Source organism: Nonomuraea harbinensis, assembly GCF_019396385.1.
GTDB classification, from domain to species: domain Bacteria; phylum Actinomycetota; class Actinomycetes; order Streptosporangiales; family Streptosporangiaceae; genus Nonomuraea; species Nonomuraea ferruginea.
Map to the genome: position 1 here is coordinate 71,957 of NZ_JAHKRN010000029.1, position 15,533 is coordinate 87,489.

A 15,533-nucleotide genomic window follows, 5' to 3' on the forward strand; every position below is an offset into this window, starting at 1 on the left:
GCACCGGTCAGACGCCCCGGCGCAGGGTCCGGTTGCCCAGGAACAGGCCGAGCGCGGCCACCGCCACCGCCGTCGCGGCCCCGTACAGGACCGGCAGGCCGAGCACCTGGCCGGAGAAGAGCGCGCGCTCGGCGTCGACGATGTAGGTGATCGGGTTGAGCCCGCCGGCCACCCGCAGCCAGTCCGGACCGGAGTCGAGCGGCAGCAGCACCCCCGACAGCAGCAGCATCGGGAACAGCAGCACCTGCGTGACCGTGTAGAACAGGGTGCCGTCGGGCGCCGACTTGACGGCCAGGACGAACGAGAGCGCGCCCAGCCCCACCCCGAACACGATCAGCAGCGCCAGCCCGGCGACCACCCCCGTCCAATGCAGCTCGAACCCGAGCGGCAGCGCCAGCACGATGATCAGGACGGCCTGGGCGAACAGCACGGCCATCTCCTTCATCGTCCTGCCGACCAGCATCGCGGTCCGGTTCAGCGGCGTCACCATCATCCGCTCCATCGAGCCGCCGACCAGCTCCATCAGCACGTAGTAGCCGGCCGCCATCGGCCCGGTCAGGCACATCATCACCAGGATGCCCGGCACGAACCACTGCCAGGACGCCCCGACGGCGCCGTCCAGCAGGGCCCCGAACAGGAACAGGAACAGCAGCGGCTGCCCCATCTCGAACATCAGCCCCACCGGCTCCCGCCACGCGGGAGTGAACTCGCGGCGGAACACGGTCACGGTGTCACGCAGGAAGGTCGTCATCGCTGAGGCTTCTCCCGGTCAGGGTGAGGAACACGTCGTCGAGGGTCGGGCGGACGGTCTCGGCGGTGGCGACCTTGACGCCCGCCGCCTCCAGCGTGCGCAGGTGCTCGGGCAGGGCGGCGGTCGCGGAGGCCGCGCGCAGCCGCACGGTGACGCCCTCGGCGGCGCCGCCGAGGAGCGCGGCGGCCCGCCCGGCGTCCTGGGCGGTGTGCGTGGTGAGCGTGACGCGGTCGCCGGCCAGGTCGTTCTTGAGCTGCTCGGCCGTGCCGACGGCGATGATCCGGCCGTCGTCGATGATGATCACCCGCTCGGCCATGCTGTCGGCCTCTTCGAGGTAGTGGGTGGTGAGGAAGAGCGTGGTCCCGTACGTCTCGCGCAGGCGCAGGATGTGTGACCAGATCTCGGCGCGGCTCTTCGGGTCGAGCCCGGTCGAGGGCTCGTCCAGGAACAGCAGGCCGGGGCGGTGGACGAGGCCGAGGGCGATGTCGAGGCGGCGGCGCTGGCCGCCGGAGAGCGTGCCGGGCTTGCGCGCGGCCAGCGGCCCCAGGTCGAGCAGTTCCAGCATCTCGCCGGCCCGGCGGCGGGCCTCGGCGCTGGTCAGGCCGTAGCAGCGGCCCTGGGTGACGAGCTCGTCGCCGACGCGGAAGTTCTCTCCGGCGCTGTTCCGCTGGCCGACGTAGCCGATCCTGGCGCGCACCCCGGCGGGGTCGCGCGCCACGTCGCGGCCGGCGACGGTGGCGGTGCCGGACGTCGGCGGCAGCAGCGTGGTGAGCATCCGCAGCGTGGTGGACTTGCCCGCGCCGTTCGGGCCGAGGAACGCGACGAGCTGTCCGGGCTCGACGTCCAGGTCGATGCCGCGTACGGCCTCGACGGTCTGTTTCTTCTTCAGGGAGAACACGCGGGTCAGACCCCGGGTGTGGATCATGGTGCCTTCCTCCGGGCATGGCGAAGAAACCCCTGGTGGTGGGGGGTGTCGGATGGGAGCGGCTCAAGTGTCAGCCCGGGAAAGCGGTCCTGGCAAACGTGAACATCACGTTCATATACGGCTCTGACCTGCGGAAACGCCACGTGGTTCGGATGGCGATGACGGATAACTTTTCGGCCTCTGAAGTGCGATTTCTCCGTACATGTAAAGATTTTTTGCGACTATCACCCATGTGAAGCGTCTGGTGCTCATCGCGGTGGTGGCGGCAGTCGGTCTGGGCGCGCAGAGCGCCCAGGCGGCGGACGGGGTCGCGGGGGTGGACGTCAGCAACTGGACCGGCGAGGTCGACTGGTCGGCGGCGGCGTCGGGCGGCGCCAAGTTCGCCTTCGTGCACGCCACCGAGGGCGGCGACTACGTCAACCCGCGCTTCACCGCGCAGTTCGACGGCGCGGCGGCGGCCGGGCTGGTCCGCGGCGCCTACCACTTCGCGCAGCCGCACGAGTCGGGCGGGGCCGCGCAGGCCGAGCACTTCGTGCGCAACGGCGGCAACTGGCTCACCGACGGGCGGACGCTGCCCGGCGTGCTCGACCTCGAAGACAACCCGTACCAGGACAGGAACGGCAAGAACGCCTGCTACGGCCTGTCGGCCAAGGACATGGTCGCCTGGATCAAGGACTTCACCAGGACCTACCGGGCCAGGACCGGGCGTCAGGCGATCGTCTACACCACCACGAGCTGGTGGCGGACCTGCACGGGCGACAGCACCGCGGCCAAGTCCAGCCCGCTGTGGATCGCCCGGTGGGGCGCCGACCCGGGCGAGCTGCCCAAGGCATGGCAGAAGCACACGTTCTGGCAGTCGGCCGACAAGGGCCCGCTGCCCGGCGGGCAGAACGCGTTCAACGGCTCCGAGTCCGAACTGGCCGCGATGGCCAACCCGCCGGCCGAGGTGACCATCTCCGGCAAGACGGTCAGCCGCACGACCTACCGGCTGACCGTGGCCAACACCGGGCCGCATCCGGTCACGGACGTCAAGGTCTCCGGGCGGACGTTCGGCGGGCAGCGGGTGGTCAAGGCGCCCACCGGCTGCACGTTCAGCGGCACCGCGATCCGCTGCTCGATCGACGAGCTCCGGCGCGGCCAGAAGAGGACGTTCGCCTTCACCACCAAGCCCCGCAAGAAGAAGGGCACGGTCGGCATCCGGTTCACCGTCGGAACCGTGGCGGTCAAGCTAAGCGCCAGATAGCCCCATAAGGCAGGATTGAACCGGCATCACGAGGGAGGCACGGGTGTCGGGGAGGCGCGGAGCTCTGCTCGCCATGGCGCTCGTCCTGCTCGTCGTCACCGCCTCCGCCCCGATCAAGCACTACGTCTTACCCCGGATCGTCGCGGTCGCGTACGAGATCGAGCGCCACGGCATCGTCTACTCCTGGGGCGGCGGCCACGCCGAACGCCCCGGCCCCTCCACGGGCACCTGCGCCGGCTACACGGGCCGGATCAAGCCCTGCCCCGCCACCCGGACGCGAGGGCTGGACTGCTCCGGGCTCACGCGCTGGGTGTACGCGCTCGCGCACGGCGCGGACGTGCTCGGGCCGGGCAACACCGACGACCACGTACGGCGGATGCGCCAGGTCCGGTCGCCGGTGCCGGGTGACCTCGTCTTCTTCGGCGAACGCAGGAAGAAACGGCTCAGGACCCGGCACGTCGGCATCTATCTGGGCCTCGGGCGGATGATGAACGCCCCCGAGACCGGCGCGATCGTCCGGGTGGACGACATCGCGAAGGTGCCCGGATTCCTCGGGTTCTACCGCTACTGATCCCGTTACGCCTGTCGCCTCGCGGGAAATTGAGAGACCCGAAGGCTAATGTGTGCCGCTATGGACAGGCGATGGGTCGGGAGCGACGGGTACGAGATCGTGCTCGGCATGCGGGCCGGGCGTCAGGTGCTGAGGGTGCGCCGCAACGGCCGGCTCGTCGCCGAGTGCGCGTCGGTCTCCGAGGTCGCGCGCCACGTCGATCTGGCCGATCTCTGCGAGGTCATCGCGCTGCCCACGCGGCCCCGGAAAACCGGGCGGGAGACGGCCCGAACGAGTTCGCATCATCGTTGAGTGCCGTGTATGGTTACACCTGTCCGCAGCGCCGGACAGGCCCCTATAGCTCAGTCGGCAGAGCGTCTCCATGGTAAGGAGAAGGTCAACGGTTCGATTCCGTTTGGGGGCTCCACCCGCGACAGACCCCACCACGGTGGGGTTTTTGCTTTGTGTCGCCGGGGGTGCTTTTGGCATACTTGCATCACCCCGCCTGACCAGGCGAGTGACGTAGACGCTCGCGGGGTCGGGTATCCTCTACGGGGCCGGGTCGTTTCCGGCTTCAAAGGCGGAGTAGCTCAGTCAGGCAGAGCAAACGGCTCATAATCGTTGTGTCGCCGGTTCAAGTCCGGCCTCCGCTACTGCCCTCACCCAGGTCACCCGGCCTGGGTCCGGGCATGTCCATGTCCCGAACGTAGAAAGGCACTCCCAAGTGGCTGCCACCGACGTTAGGCCGAAGATCACGCTGGCCTGCCAGGAGTGCAAGCACCGCAACTACATCACGCGGAAGAACCGGCGCAACGACCCGGATCGGCTTGAGCTGAAGAAGTACTGCCCCAACTGCCGCTGCCACCGCGCGCACCGCGAGACCCGCTAGTTCTCGTCAGGGGCGGTCACTCCCGGCCTCCATAGAGCGCACAACCGGCGTCCCCTCCGGGCGCCGGTTTGTCATGTCCGGGAGGGCGGCAAAAAGCAGGCCATCGGCAGCGACAGCCGAACCTTGTTCTGTTACCTTCTGCTCAACAGCGCGTCCGGTGAGACATGCGAGGGAGCATCGATGGCCTTGAACCGTGACTTCGTGGGGCGCAGTTACCCATCCAGCACCCCATACGAAGTCAGCCGGGTGAAGATCCGAGAGTTCGCGGCGGCGATCGGCGACGACAACCCGATCTACCACGACAGGGAGGCCGCCAGGGCCGCCGGCCACCCCGACGTGGTGGCCCCGCCCACCTTCCCGATCGTCTTCAGCCTGCGGGGCGGCGGCGAGGCGCTCGCCGACCCCGACCTGGGGCTCAACTTCGCCATGGTCGTCCACGGTGAGCAGCGTTTCGAGTATCTCCGCCCGGTCTACGCGGGCGACGAGCTGGTCACCACCGCCACCATCACCGACATCCGCACCGCCGGGCGCAACGAGCTGCTGACGGTCAGGAGCGACGTCACGACGGTCTCCGGCGAGCCGGTCTGCACCACGTACAACACGATCGTCGAGCGCGGAGGGGCGGCCTGACATGACGGCGACGGTGAAGTACGACGAGGTCGAGGTGGGCCAGGAGATCCCGCCGGTCGACTACCGCGTGCGCCGGGTCAACCTGGTCATGTACGCGGGGGCGTCCGGCGACTTCAACCAGATCCACTGGAACGAGCGGTTCGCCAAGATGGTGGGCCTGCCCGACGTCATCGCGCACGGCATGTACACGATGGCGCAGGCGGGCCGGTTCGTCACCGACTGGGCCGGCGACCCGGGCGCGGTCGTCGACTTCGGGGTGCGGTTCTCGTCGATGGTGGTCGTGCCCGACGACGACGAGGGCGCGACGATCACGGTGAGCGGCGTCGTGGAGGAGAAGCTCGACGACGGCAAGGTCGTCGTGGCGCTGACCGCCCGATCGGGGGACGCCCGGGTGCTGTCCAAGGCGAGGGCCGTGGTGCGGCTCGCCTAGGCGGCCGATTCTCGGGTACGCGTGACGGTCATGAGTGAGAAAGCATGGCCAACTGTGGAGTCGATCCCGGTCTCGGCCGTCACGGACGACCGGCCGCCCGCCCACCTGAGACCCGCCAGGACCGACGAGATCGCCGGCGCGAGCGGCACCGGCCGCGACACCGCCGGCGGCGCCGCCGTGCCCACGCCCGCACGCGCCACGGGCGTGGGCACGGCCGGCACCAAGGGCCGCCGCCGCGAAGGCGCCCGCGGCAACCCCGCGGCCGAGTTCGGCTTCTCCGGCGACCCCGGCCAGCACGGCGACCCGGGCGACGACATGCTGCACGCGCAGCGGGTGTGGGACGGCACGCTGGCCACCAACCGGATGGACGACCTGGGCGTCAACGCCGAGCGGCAGCGGGTGGAGACCAAGGACGTGACGGCCTCGGTCGGTCTCCTGGTGGACGGCTGGCCGGGTGACGTGCGCGCCTGCGTGGAGTCGGTGCTGGCGTACACCGGCTGCACGGTGCTGGCGCTCGACCTGGGCAACGTGGAAGGCGCCGGCGACGTGCTGGACGTGCTGGCCGGGCGCGAGCCTGACCGGGTGCGGGTGTGGCACGTCGCCGAGACGCCGCACTGGCTCGGCGGCACCGCGACCTGGGGCGCGGCCAGGGCCAAGCTGCTCCAGCTGGACACCGCCGAGGTGCACGTGTTCATGGACACCTCGGTGGTCCTGGTGGGCGACGCCCTCACGCCGCTGATCGCCGCCGTGCAGGAAGGCGCGGTGGCCGCCGGGTGGAAGGGCCGCAAGCCGCCGGGCGCCGAGAGGCCGGACAGCGGAGCCGAGTGGCTGGAGGCCGGGCCGGGCAAGGTGCCCGCGCTGACCGGTGACCTGATGGCGGTGCGCCGCTCGGCCGCCGTAGCGGCCCTGCCCGAACAGGCCCGCTACGGAGCCGACGCCGACCTGGAGCTGTCTCTGCGCCTGCGCGGCGAGCTGGTGGTGCCCCGCACGCGCCTTCCCGTACGGCAGGAGCGCGTGCACGCCGTGGCCGACGACTACCGGCTGGAGGAGTCACACCGTAACCACGGCCGGGTGCTCAGGATGCTGGAACCCTCCTAAGCTAGACCCCTATGGAGATGCTCGCGCCGTACACCACGCTGGGGTTGGGCGGTCCCGCCCTCGACTTCGTCCAAGCCGACACGGCCGAGCGACTGGTCTCCCTGGTGGCCGAGGCCGACCGCGCCGCGCGGCCGACGCTGGTCCTCGGCGGCGGCAGCAACCTCGTGGTGTCCGACGCGGGCTTCGACGGGCTCGTCGTCCGGGTGGAGACCAAGGGCGTGCGGGTGTCCCGCGACGGCGAGCAGGTGCTCGTGACGGTCGAGGCGGGCGAAGACTGGGACCCGCTGGTGGCCCGCACGGTCGCGGAGGGCTGGTCCGGCGTCGAGTGCATGGCCGGCATCCCCGGCCTGGTGGGCTCCACCCCGATCCAGAACGTCGGCGCCTACGGCCAGGAGATCGCGCAGACCGTCCGGTGCGTGCGCGCCTACGACCGCCGCACCCAGCAGGTCGAGGATCTGGAGGCCCGCCAGTGCGGGTTCGCCTACCGCACCAGCATGTTCAAGCGCGACCTGTCGCGCTACGTCGTGCTGTCGGTGACGTACGCGCTGGAGCTCACCGACATGTCCGGGCCGGTCGCCTACCAGGAGCTGGCCACCCGGCTGGGCGTCGAGCCCGGCGCCCGCGTGCCGCTGGCCCGCGCCCGCGAGGCGGTGCTGGAGCTGCGCCGCGGCAAGGGCATGGTGCTCGACCCCGGCGACCCCGACACCCGCAGCGCCGGTTCGTTCTTCACCAACCCGGTCCTGACCGCGGAGCAGGCGGCGGAGCTGGCCGCCCGCGCGCCCGGCCATCCGAGCTGGGAGCTGCCCGGCGGCCTGGTCAAGGTGCCGGCGGCGTGGCTGATCGAGCAGGCGGGCTTCCCCAAGGGCTACGCCCGCGGCCCGGTGCGCATCTCCACCAAGCACACGCTCGCGCTGACCAACCCGGACGGCGCCGGCACCACCGGCGACCTGCTGGCCCTGGCCAGGGAGGTGCGCGACGGGGTGCGCGAGAAGTTCGGCGTCACGCTGGTCAACGAGCCGGTGCTGGTCGGCTGCGAGATTTGACCCGGGGAATGCCCGCGCGCGGGCCGCTGTTAAGGTAAGTCGAAACACCGAAGGGGAGTAGTCCCAATCGCGTAGATCGACATACTGGCGCGCGCGTGCGCGCGCCCGGTCGCGCGGGCCTCACGGGCGGACGAGACCTTCGGCCTGGCAGTCGTGTACGAATCGCTGCCGGGCCGAAGCCGTGCCCGAAATTCTCCCCGGGTGCCATGCCCACGGTCCGGCCGCACGAGAGAGGGACCGTGGAAGCTTTCTGGATCAGCCTGGGCGCGATCTTCCTCGCCGAGCTCGGCGACAAGAGCCAGCTCATGGCCATGACCTTCGCCACCCGCTACAAGGCCTGGGTGGTGCTGACCGGCATCACGGTCGCCACCACCGTCGTCCACCTGGGCAGCGTGGCCATCGGCGGGCTCATCGGCGACGCGCTGCCCACCACCGCCATCTCGATCGTGGCGGGCCTGGCCTTCATCGGCTTCGCCGCCTGGACGCTGCGCGGCGACGAGCTGACCGAGGAGGAGTCGCGCAAGGCCCAGCGGGCCACCCGCAGCGCGCTGATCGCGGTGACGGTGGCGTTCTTCCTCAGCGAGCTGGGCGACAAGACGATGCTCGCCACGATCACGCTGGCCACCCAGTACGGCTGGGTCGGCACCTGGATCGGCTCCACCGTCGGCATGGTGGCCGCCGACGCGCTGGCCATCGTGGTGGGCCGCATGCTGGGCAGGAACCTTCCGGAGAAGGCCGTCCGCTACGGCGCCGCCGCCGCCTTCGCGATCTTCGGTGTCGTGATGCTGGCCGACGCCTTCCTCTAGCGTGACCTCATCGCGCCGAGCGTCCGGCGGCCGGCCCTGATGTCGGAGATCAGCACGTACGCGACGAGCAGCAGGCCGAGGCAGAGCGCCTCGGCCGCCCACCAGGGGATCTCGGCGAGCAGCAGGTAGCCGTCGCTGTCGCTGCGCGTGCGCAGCGCCCAGGTGACCACGGCCACCACCGCGGTGACCAGCAGCCAGGTGCGCAGGCGCGGCAGGTCGCCCCGCCGCCACAGCCGGATCCGCCACTCCAGGTAGACCACGAGCACGCCGAGCAGGGCGCAGAACCCGATCAGCCACCAGGGCAGGGCGAACGTGGCCCGCTCGGCGATCGCCGCCCGCGTGGCGCGCAGCTCGGCCTCGGCCAGGCGCTGCGCGGCCACGGCGGCGTCGCGCTGCTCCTTCAGCTCGGCGACCACCTGCTGGCGGGGCTGCGGGGTGGTGTCCGACGGAAGCATCCTGGCCACCACGGTCAGCATGATCGCGATGAACGCCAGCACCAGCACGATGGCCATGAACAGGTCGATGAACCGCAGGTCGAGGGGCGGCGCGAAGGACCGGGCGGGCCGCCTCCTCACTGCTCCCTCACCAGCGTGTAGCGCTGCGGGCGGCCGCCGGACTCGGCCAGCGTTTCCACGGCGGTGCGCAGCGCGTCCAGGCCCTTGATCAGCTCTTCCGTCCTGCCCCTGGACTGGGCCAGCTCCTGGGCCAGCCCGTTCAGCGCGGGGGCGGTCCGCTTGGCGGGCAGGCGAGCCAGGTGGAGCAGGAACAACTCGTCGGCGGCGGCCACGTTCGCCCGCTCGGCCCGCTCGGCGAGCGCCATCGCGCCGAACGCGAGCACGCTCAGGAACAGCGCGATCAGGGTGACGCCGAACGCGGACGCCAGCTCGGGCAGCACGTGCTGCTTGAGCGCGGCCATCAGGGCGGCGGCGTCGCCCTGGCGGTCGAGCGCGTCGCCGAACGCGGTGACCATGGCGGCCATGGTCAGCGCGGTGCCGATGAACCCGAACACCGGCAGCGCCCAGATCAGCGCGTGGTCGAGGTGGTGCTTGTTGGCCATCTCGCTCTCGTCGAGCGCGGAGCGGGCGCCGAGCACCGCCTCGGCGTCGTTCCCCGCCTCGGCGGCCTCCCTGAACAGCTTGAGCCGCCGCGCCACGAGGGTGTCGTCGCCCGGATGGACCGCCTGCACGGAGGTGACCGCGCGGGCGGTCGCGGCGCTCTCCCGGCGGATGTCCGGCACGACCCTGGCGATGCGGAGCACGGTGGTCAGGAACACCGCGATGATGAGCGTGACCACCAGCTCCGCCGCCGCCGGGACCGTGGTGGCGCCCACCGACTCCAGCAGCGCGCCGACGAGTCCCGCGACGTGACACAGCATCGCGACCATCGTGCCCATCACGGGCGCGAACGCCGGGTGACACCAGCCGAACCTTGACAAGCCTCGCTCCACTTCACCTCGTGATCAAGTCAGATGACTACCCAACCACATACGAAGCTGACTAACGGTAACGAGGTGGCTACAACTACCGTGAAAGCAGAGAAAGTCGGTGCGCGGCGGCGGCCGCCTCGCCCCGGGTGGTGACGCAGAGCTTGGCCAGGATGTTGGAGACGTGCACGCTGACCGTCTTGGCGGAGATGAACAGCTCCTTGGCGATGTCCCGGTTCGTCCGGCCCAGCGCGACCAGGCGGAGCACCTCCAGCTCGCGCGGGGTGAGCAGCTCCGACGGCTCCTGCGGGCGCTGGGCGCCGCCGACGCGGCGCGAGAGCGCCTCGATCTCGGCCACGAGCGGGGCCGCGCCCAGCGCGGTGGCCCGGGGGAGCGCCGTCGCCAGCCGGGCCGCGGCGCCGTCCCTGTCGCCGGCCCGCGCCGCCACGGTGGCCGCCCGCAGCAGGGCCCTGGCCTGGTTGTGCGGCCGGTTGAGCCGTTCCCACGCGGCGGCCGCGGCGTCGAAGTCGCCCGAGTACGTCAGCCGGTAGGCCTCGGCGACCGGGCTCGTCACCGACAGGTGCGCGGCCACGTCGGCGGCCTGCTCGCGCACCGCGCGGACCCGGTCGGGGTCGACGTCCTCGGCCGCGTCGCAGACGGTGCGCAGCAGGGCGAGCAGCCGCCAGCCGAGCATGGCCTTGCTGGACTGCGCGGGCCTGGCCAGCATCCGCTCGGCCACCGCCAGCGCGTAGCCGGGCTCGCCTCGCAGCATGTGCCAGCCGATGTGCAGCCGGGCGCTGTTGGTGATGTCCTGGACGAAGTCCTCCGGGCGCTCCTTGAGCACGCCGATCTCCGACAGGATGTTCTCCACCAGCTCCACCTCGCCCCGCGCGAGCGCGATGTCGGCGCGCACCCGCAGAAGGTGGTGGCGGGTGCGCAGGGACGGCCCGAAGCTGAGCGCCCGCTCGACCGTCTCGACGGCCTCGTCCCAGCGGCCGATGTTCTCCAGCGCCTCGGCCTTGTTGTTGAGCACGAACAGGCCGCTGGCGCGCAGCCTGCCGAACCTCTTGGCCTCCCGCCAGCCCTCGTCGGAGAGCCTCAGCGCCTCTTCCCAGCGGCCGGTGTCGGGCAGCGAGTCGATCATGTTGCCGATCGCCCGGGTGATGACGCGGCCGGAGTTCTCCTGCCTGCCGAGGTCGAGCGCCCGCTGGTTGGTGGCGATCGTGGCCTCGATGTTCCCCGCGATCGAGTGGCCGAGCGCCAGGTTGAGCAGCAGGTCGGCCTCCAGGCACCGGTCGCCCAGCTCCCGGGCCAGCCGCAGCCCTTCCTCCACGTACATCTCGCCCTCGGCGGCCTCGCCGCGCAGCATGAGGTGCTGGCTCATCCGCACCAGCACCTCGGCCCTGGCCTCGCCCGGCTCCGGCACCAGCTTGAGCGCGTGGCGCAGGTCGTCCACCACGCCCATCTGGCCCTTGGCGATCTTCAGGTTGCTCCAGCGGACGATGAGCCCGGCCACGCGGTGCGGCTCGCGGGCCTCGTCCAGCTCCGACAGCGCGGCCTTGACGAACTTGACGGCCCGGTCCACCTCGCCGCCCGCCTGCGCGGCGGCGGCCGCCTTCTCCAGCACGGCGGTGTGGTCGGCGCCGATCCGCTCCGCCGCGCCGGGCACCCGGTCCCAGAGCATGAGCACGCGTTCGAGCAGCGGCACCGCCTCGGTGTAGGCGAAGGCCTTGAACGACTTCCTGGCGGCGTTCCAGGCGGCCGTCAGCGCGTGCACGTCGTCGCGCGCCCCGTACCAGTGGTGGGCCAGCTCGACGTGGGCGCGGCCGGGCGGGACCAGCCGGTGGTTCTTGGAGATCTCCTCGGCGTAGCGGGCGTGCAGGCGCTGGTGCTCGCCGGGCAGCAGTTCCTCGTGCACGGCCTCGCGGATCAGCGAGTGGCGGAAGACGTAGGCGCGGTTGTCGGAGATCTGCAGCACGTTGCCGGCGATGGCGGGCCGCAGCGCGGCCTCCAGTTCCAGCTCGGACAGGCCGCTCACGGCCGACAGCAGGGCGTGGCCGACGCGCGTGCCGCCGGCGGCGGCGACGCGCAGCACCCGCTGGGTCTCCTCGGGCAGCCGCTCGACCGCGTTGAGTATCAGGTCCTGCATCGACTCGGGGAACGCGAGGTCCTCGCCGCTCTCCAGCATGGCCTCGACGAACAGCGGGATGCCCTCGCTGCGCTCGTAGACCTTCTCCACGTCGGTGTAGTCGGGGGCGCTGCCGAGGATGCCGGCCATCTGCTGGGCGACCTCCTCGCGCGACAGCCGGGGCAGGTCGAGCCTGAGCACGCCGTTGACCCGGCCCAGCTCGGCCAGCACGGGCCGGAGCGGATGCTGGCGGTGCAGGTCGTCGGAGCGGTACGTCATGACCAGCAGCACCTGCGGGACCCGCAGGTTGCGGCTGAGGAAGGCGATCAGGTCGCGGCTGGACCGGTCGGCCCAGTGGATGTCCTCGACGATCAGGACGGTGGGGGTGTCGTCGGCGAGCCGTTCCAGCAGCGTGAGGATCTGCTCGAACAGTCTGGCCCGGCCGGTCTCGGTCTCGCCGTCGCCGCTCGGCTCGCCGAACTCGGGGAGCAGCCGCGCCAGGTCGCGTTCGGCGCCGTCGGGAAGCAGGGCGGCGATCCCGCCGGTGCCGTGCTCCCGGACGAGCTGCCTGAGCACGGCGGTGAAGGGCGCGTACGCCAGGCCCTCGGTGGACAGCTCCACGCAGCCGCCGCCCAGCACCCGCGCGCCGTCGCGGGCCACCTGCTCGGCGAAGCACTGGACGAGCCTGGTCTTGCCGACCCCGGCCTCGCCGCCGAGCAGCACCGCCGTGGCGTTGCCCGCTCCGGCCTCGGCGAAGGCGTCGGCCAGGGCGGTCAGCTGCTCCTGCCGCCCGACGAAAACGGGGCTCACCGAGCGTCCAAGCATGTCATCCAGCATGTCACGCCATATCCGATGCAATCGACGCAATTAAGGGGGTTGAGAGGCCCGGCCGCGAGGGAGGGTGCGGCCGGGCTCTCGTGCGATGGTCATGACGAACGGCGCTTGCCGAAGACCGAGCGGCGCTCGGCCTTGTTCCCCTTCGTGGCCTCGCGCACCCGGCGGTGGCGGGCCGCGGCCTCGTGCAGCTCGTTCGCGTGGCTCTTCATCAGCTGGTACTCGATCTCGGGACTCATCACTCGTACTCCTTGAAGGCGCTTCTTCTCGACACCTTCAAGATTCGTCCTAAGGCCCGCCCCCGCACATCGGGTGGATGCCTTATCTCCGGCCGCCCCGCGTATACCTAGGGCACGCCTCAACTCCGGTTTGGACGTAGGGACACCGGTCGGCGATGCTGTGAGGGTGTCAATTGTGACGACCTCGCTCGCGGACGTCGCCTCTTCCGGGGCCACCCTGCGAGCATTCCTGCACGGCCTGCCCGGCGTCGACCGGGTCGGCGCTGACCAGCGGGCGGCGATGCTCGGCACCCGTTCCATCAAGACCACGGCCAAGGCCCAGGCCATCGACCTGGCGATCTCCATGGTGGACCTCACCACCCTCGAAGGCGCCGACACCCCGGGCAAGGTGCGCGCGCTCTGCGCCAAGGCTCGACACCCCGGCGAGGGGGCGCCCCGGGTGGCCGCCGTCTGCGTCTACCCCGACCTGGTGCACGTCGCCGCCGGGGCGCTGGCCGGCTCGGGGGTGAAGGTGGCCTCGGTGGCCACCGCGTTCCCCAGCGGCCGCTCCTCGCTGGAGGTGAAGGTGAGCGAGACGAAGCTCGCCGTCGCCGCCGGCGCCGACGAGATCGACATGGTGATCGACCGCGGCGCGTTCCTCGCCGGCGACCACCTGAAGGTGTACGAGGAGATCGCCGCGGTGAAGGCCGCCTGCGGCGACGCCCACCTGAAGGTGATCCTGGAGACGGGCGAGCTGGCGACCTACGACAACGTACGCCGCGCCTCCTGGCTCGCGATGCTGGCCGGGGGCGACTTCATCAAGACGTCCACCGGCAAGGTGTCCCCTGCGGCGACGCTCCCCGTCACGCTGATCATGCTGGAGGCGGTGCGCGACTTCCGCGACGCCACCGGGCGGCAGGTCGGCGTCAAGCCCGCCGGCGGCATCCGCACCACCAAGGACGCGATCAAGAACCTCGTCCTGGTCAACGAGACCGCGGGCGACGACTGGCTGAGCCCCGACTGGTTCCGCCTGGGCGCGTCATCCCTGCTGAACGACCTGCTGATGCAGCGTCAGAAGCTCGCCACCGGCCGCTACGCGGGCCCCGACTACTTCACTCTGGACTGATGGCGATGTCGATGTTCGAGTACGCCCCCGCGCCCGAGTCACGCGACGTCGTCGACATCAAGCCGTCCTACGGCCTGTTCATCGGCGGCGAGTTCACCGACGGCTCCGGACCGTCGTTCAAGACCGTCAACCCCGCCACCGAGGAGACGCTCGCCGAGGTCGCCACCGCGTCCTCCGACGACGTCGACCGCGCCGTCCAGGCCGCGCGCAAGGCGTTCGACGCCTGGAGCGGGCTGCCCGGCAGCGAGCGGGCCAAGTATCTGTTCAGGATCGCCCGCATCATCCAGGAGCGCGCCAGGGAGCTGGCCGTGCTGGAGTCGCTCGACAACGGCAAGCCGATCCGCGAGTCGCGGGACGTCGACGTGCCGCTGGTCGCCGCCCACTTCTTCTACTACGCGGGGTGGGCCGACAAGCTCTCCCACGCCGGGTTCGGGCCCGACCCGCGGCCGCTGGGCGTGGCCGGCCAGGTCATCCCGTGGAACTTCCCGCTGCTCATGCTCGCCTGGAAGATCGCGCCCGCGCTGGCGTGCGGCAACACGGTGGTGCTCAAGCCCGCCGAGACCACGCCGCTGACCGCGCTGCTGATCGCGGAGATCTGCCAGCAGGCCGAGCTGCCGCCGGGCGTGGTCAACATCGTCACCGGCGCGGGCGAGACCGGCGCGGCCGTGGTCGCGCACCCCGACGTGAACAAGGTGGCCTTCACCGGCTCCACCGACGTCGGCCGCCTCATCGCCCGCACGGTCGCAGGCTCCGGCAAGAAGCTCACGCTGGAGCTGGGCGGCAAGGCCGCCAACATCGTGTTCGAGGACGCCGCGCTCGACCAGGCGGTCGAGGGCATCGTCAACGGCATCTTCTTCAACCAGGGCCACGTGTGCTGCGCGGGCTCGCGGCTGCTGGTGCAGGAGTCGATCCAGGAGGAGCTGCTGGCGGCGCTCAAACGCAGGCTGGCCACGCTGCGGCTGGGCGATCCGCTCGACAAGAACACCGACATCGGCGCGATCAACTCGGCCGAGCAGCTCGCCAAGATCCGGCAGCTCTCGGAGGCCGGCGAGTCGGAGGGCGCCGAGCGCTGGTCGCCCGCCTGCGAGCTGCCCGGGCGCGGCTACTGGTTCCCGCCCACCCTGTTCACCGGGGTGGCGCAGTCCCACCGGATCGCCCGGGAGGAGATCTTCGGCCCGGTGCTGTCGATCCTCACCTTCCGCACCCCCGCCGAGGCCGTCGAGAAGGCCAACAACACCCCGTACGGCCTGTCGGCGGGCATCTGGACGGAGAAGGGCTCGCGCATCCTCTGGATGGCCGACAAGCTCAGGGCCGGCGTGGTGTGGGCCAACACCTTCAACCGGTTCGACCCGGCCTCGCCGTTCGGCGGCTACAAGGAGTCGGGGTACGGGCGCGAGGGCGGGCTCCGCGGTCTGGAGGCCTACCTTGACGTGTGACCA

Annotated in this window: 17 protein-coding genes and 2 tRNA genes; 13 read left to right on the forward strand and 6 right to left on the reverse strand. The window is 71.2% G+C overall.

What is annotated here, in order from left to right; genetic code table 11:
* Positions 1-7 precede the first annotated feature (7 nt).
* Both KME79_RS27150 and KME79_RS27155 read right to left on the reverse strand, forming a co-directional pair.
* On the reverse strand, positions 8-751 hold the full coding sequence (locus KME79_RS27150) for an ABC transporter permease (protein WP_219546908.1): 744 nt from the start codon (positions 749-751) through the stop codon (positions 8-10).
* A complete protein-coding gene (locus KME79_RS27155) occupies positions 732-1,676 on the reverse strand; it encodes an ATP-binding cassette domain-containing protein (RefSeq protein ID WP_219546909.1) in 945 nt (314 codons plus the stop codon). The genes KME79_RS27150 and KME79_RS27155 overlap by 20 nt, the downstream gene beginning before the upstream one ends.
* 232 nt (positions 1,677-1,908) lie before the next feature.
* Between KME79_RS27155 and KME79_RS27160 the strand changes: the two genes are divergently transcribed.
* The 11 genes from KME79_RS27160 (at position 1,909) to KME79_RS27210 (ending at position 8,365) form a co-directional block, all read left to right on the forward strand.
* Positions 1,909-2,919, forward strand: coding sequence for a GH25 family lysozyme (locus KME79_RS27160; protein WP_219546910.1), 1,011 nt, complete (start codon positions 1,909-1,911; stop codon positions 2,917-2,919).
* A gap of 43 nt (positions 2,920-2,962) precedes the next feature.
* Complete coding sequence (locus tag KME79_RS27165) at positions 2,963-3,490, forward strand: C40 family peptidase (protein WP_219546912.1); 528 nt, start codon at positions 2,963-2,965, stop codon at positions 3,488-3,490.
* Positions 3,491-3,550: 60 nt separating this feature from the next.
* Positions 3,551-3,781: a transposase gene (locus tag KME79_RS27170; RefSeq protein WP_219546914.1), complete on the forward strand. Its 231-nt coding sequence runs from the start codon at positions 3,551-3,553 to the stop codon at positions 3,779-3,781.
* A gap of 39 nt (positions 3,782-3,820) precedes the next feature.
* A tRNA-Thr gene (locus KME79_RS27175) sits at positions 3,821-3,896 on the forward strand.
* A gap of 152 nt (positions 3,897-4,048) precedes the next feature.
* A tRNA-Met gene (locus KME79_RS27180) sits at positions 4,049-4,122 on the forward strand.
* Between the two features lie 71 nt (positions 4,123-4,193).
* Positions 4,194-4,358 carry a 50S ribosomal protein L33 gene (gene rpmG, locus KME79_RS27185; protein WP_019632658.1) on the forward strand — a complete coding sequence of 55 codons (165 nt, stop codon included), beginning with the start codon at positions 4,194-4,196 and terminating at the stop codon, positions 4,356-4,358.
* A 180-nt stretch (positions 4,359-4,538) separates the two neighbouring features.
* Entirely contained in the window at positions 4,539-4,988 is a 450-nt protein-coding gene (locus KME79_RS27190; protein ID WP_148036546.1) for a MaoC family dehydratase N-terminal domain-containing protein, read from the forward strand.
* Position 4,989: 1 nt separating this feature from the next.
* A complete protein-coding gene (locus tag KME79_RS27195; protein WP_148036547.1) occupies positions 4,990-5,418 on the forward strand; it encodes a MaoC family dehydratase in 429 nt (142 codons plus the stop codon).
* A gap of 30 nt (positions 5,419-5,448) precedes the next feature.
* Entirely contained in the window at positions 5,449-6,516 is a 1,068-nt protein-coding gene (locus KME79_RS27200) for a hypothetical protein (RefSeq protein ID WP_219546916.1), read from the forward strand.
* An 11-nt stretch (positions 6,517-6,527) separates the two neighbouring features.
* Entirely contained in the window at positions 6,528-7,559 is a 1,032-nt protein-coding gene (locus KME79_RS27205; protein WP_148036549.1) for a UDP-N-acetylmuramate dehydrogenase, read from the forward strand.
* A gap of 239 nt (positions 7,560-7,798) precedes the next feature.
* Positions 7,799-8,365 carry a TMEM165/GDT1 family protein gene (locus KME79_RS27210; protein WP_219546917.1) on the forward strand — a complete coding sequence of 189 codons (567 nt, stop codon included), beginning with the start codon at positions 7,799-7,801 and terminating at the stop codon, positions 8,363-8,365.
* Here KME79_RS27210 and KME79_RS27215 read toward each other — a convergent pair.
* From KME79_RS27215 to KME79_RS27230, 4 genes are all read right to left on the reverse strand, one after another.
* On the reverse strand, positions 8,362-8,940 hold the full coding sequence (locus KME79_RS27215) for a hypothetical protein (protein ID WP_219546918.1): 579 nt from the start codon (positions 8,938-8,940) through the stop codon (positions 8,362-8,364). The two genes, KME79_RS27210 and KME79_RS27215, sit on opposite strands and share 4 nt — an antisense overlap.
* Positions 8,937-9,800, reverse strand: a complete 864-nt coding sequence (locus KME79_RS27220; protein ID WP_219546919.1) for a hypothetical protein — start codon at positions 9,798-9,800, stop codon at positions 8,937-8,939. Before KME79_RS27220 ends, KME79_RS27215 begins: the two co-directional genes overlap by 4 nt.
* Positions 9,801-9,885: 85 nt before the next feature.
* Positions 9,886-12,741 (reverse strand): helix-turn-helix transcriptional regulator, encoded by a 2,856-nt coding sequence (locus KME79_RS46545; RefSeq protein ID WP_281429505.1) that lies wholly within the window; start codon positions 12,739-12,741, stop codon positions 9,886-9,888.
* A 101-nt stretch (positions 12,742-12,842) separates the two neighbouring features.
* Positions 12,843-12,989 carry a hypothetical protein gene (locus KME79_RS27230; RefSeq protein ID WP_219546921.1) on the reverse strand — a complete coding sequence of 49 codons (147 nt, stop codon included), beginning with the start codon at positions 12,987-12,989 and terminating at the stop codon, positions 12,843-12,845.
* A gap of 175 nt (positions 12,990-13,164) precedes the next feature.
* Between KME79_RS27230 and deoC the strand changes: the two genes are divergently transcribed.
* Both deoC and KME79_RS27240 read left to right on the forward strand, forming a co-directional pair.
* Entirely contained in the window at positions 13,165-14,094 is a 930-nt protein-coding gene (gene deoC / locus KME79_RS27235) for a deoxyribose-phosphate aldolase (protein ID WP_148036554.1), read from the forward strand.
* The gene (locus tag KME79_RS27240; RefSeq protein ID WP_246640500.1) at positions 14,094-15,530 is read left to right on the forward strand and encodes an aldehyde dehydrogenase family protein; all 1,437 of its coding nucleotides are present in this window, start codon (positions 14,094-14,096) and stop codon (positions 15,528-15,530) included. Before deoC ends, KME79_RS27240 begins: the two co-directional genes overlap by 1 nt.
* Positions 15,531-15,533 lie beyond the last annotated feature (3 nt).

What these genes read in the sequence shown, in the direction of transcription:
- KME79_RS27150 (WP_219546908.1), bottom strand. Translation starts at nt 751, where the DNA reads ATGACGACCTTCCTGCGTGACACCGTGACCGTGTTCCGCCGCGAGTTC.
- KME79_RS27155 (WP_219546909.1), bottom strand. Translation starts at nt 1,676, where the DNA reads ATGATCCACACCCGGGGTCTGACCCGCGTGTTCTCCCTGAAGAAGAAA.
- KME79_RS27170 (WP_219546914.1), top strand. Translation starts at nt 3,551, where the DNA reads ATGGACAGGCGATGGGTCGGGAGCGACGGGTACGAGATCGTGCTCGGC.
- KME79_RS27190 (WP_148036546.1), top strand. Translation starts at nt 4,539, where the DNA reads ATGGCCTTGAACCGTGACTTCGTGGGGCGCAGTTACCCATCCAGCACC.
- KME79_RS27195 (WP_148036547.1), top strand. Translation starts at nt 4,990, where the DNA reads ATGACGGCGACGGTGAAGTACGACGAGGTCGAGGTGGGCCAGGAGATC.
- KME79_RS27200 (WP_219546916.1), top strand. Translation starts at nt 5,449, where the DNA reads ATGAGTGAGAAAGCATGGCCAACTGTGGAGTCGATCCCGGTCTCGGCC.
- KME79_RS27205 (WP_148036549.1), top strand. Translation starts at nt 6,528, where the DNA reads ATGGAGATGCTCGCGCCGTACACCACGCTGGGGTTGGGCGGTCCCGCC.
- KME79_RS46545 (WP_281429505.1), bottom strand. Translation starts at nt 12,741, where the DNA reads ATGCTTGGACGCTCGGTGAGCCCCGTTTTCGTCGGGCGGCAGGAGCAG.
- KME79_RS27230 (WP_219546921.1), bottom strand. Translation starts at nt 12,989, where the DNA reads ATGAGTCCCGAGATCGAGTACCAGCTGATGAAGAGCCACGCGAACGAG.
- KME79_RS27240 (WP_246640500.1), top strand. Translation starts at nt 14,094, where the DNA reads ATGGCGATGTCGATGTTCGAGTACGCCCCCGCGCCCGAGTCACGCGAC.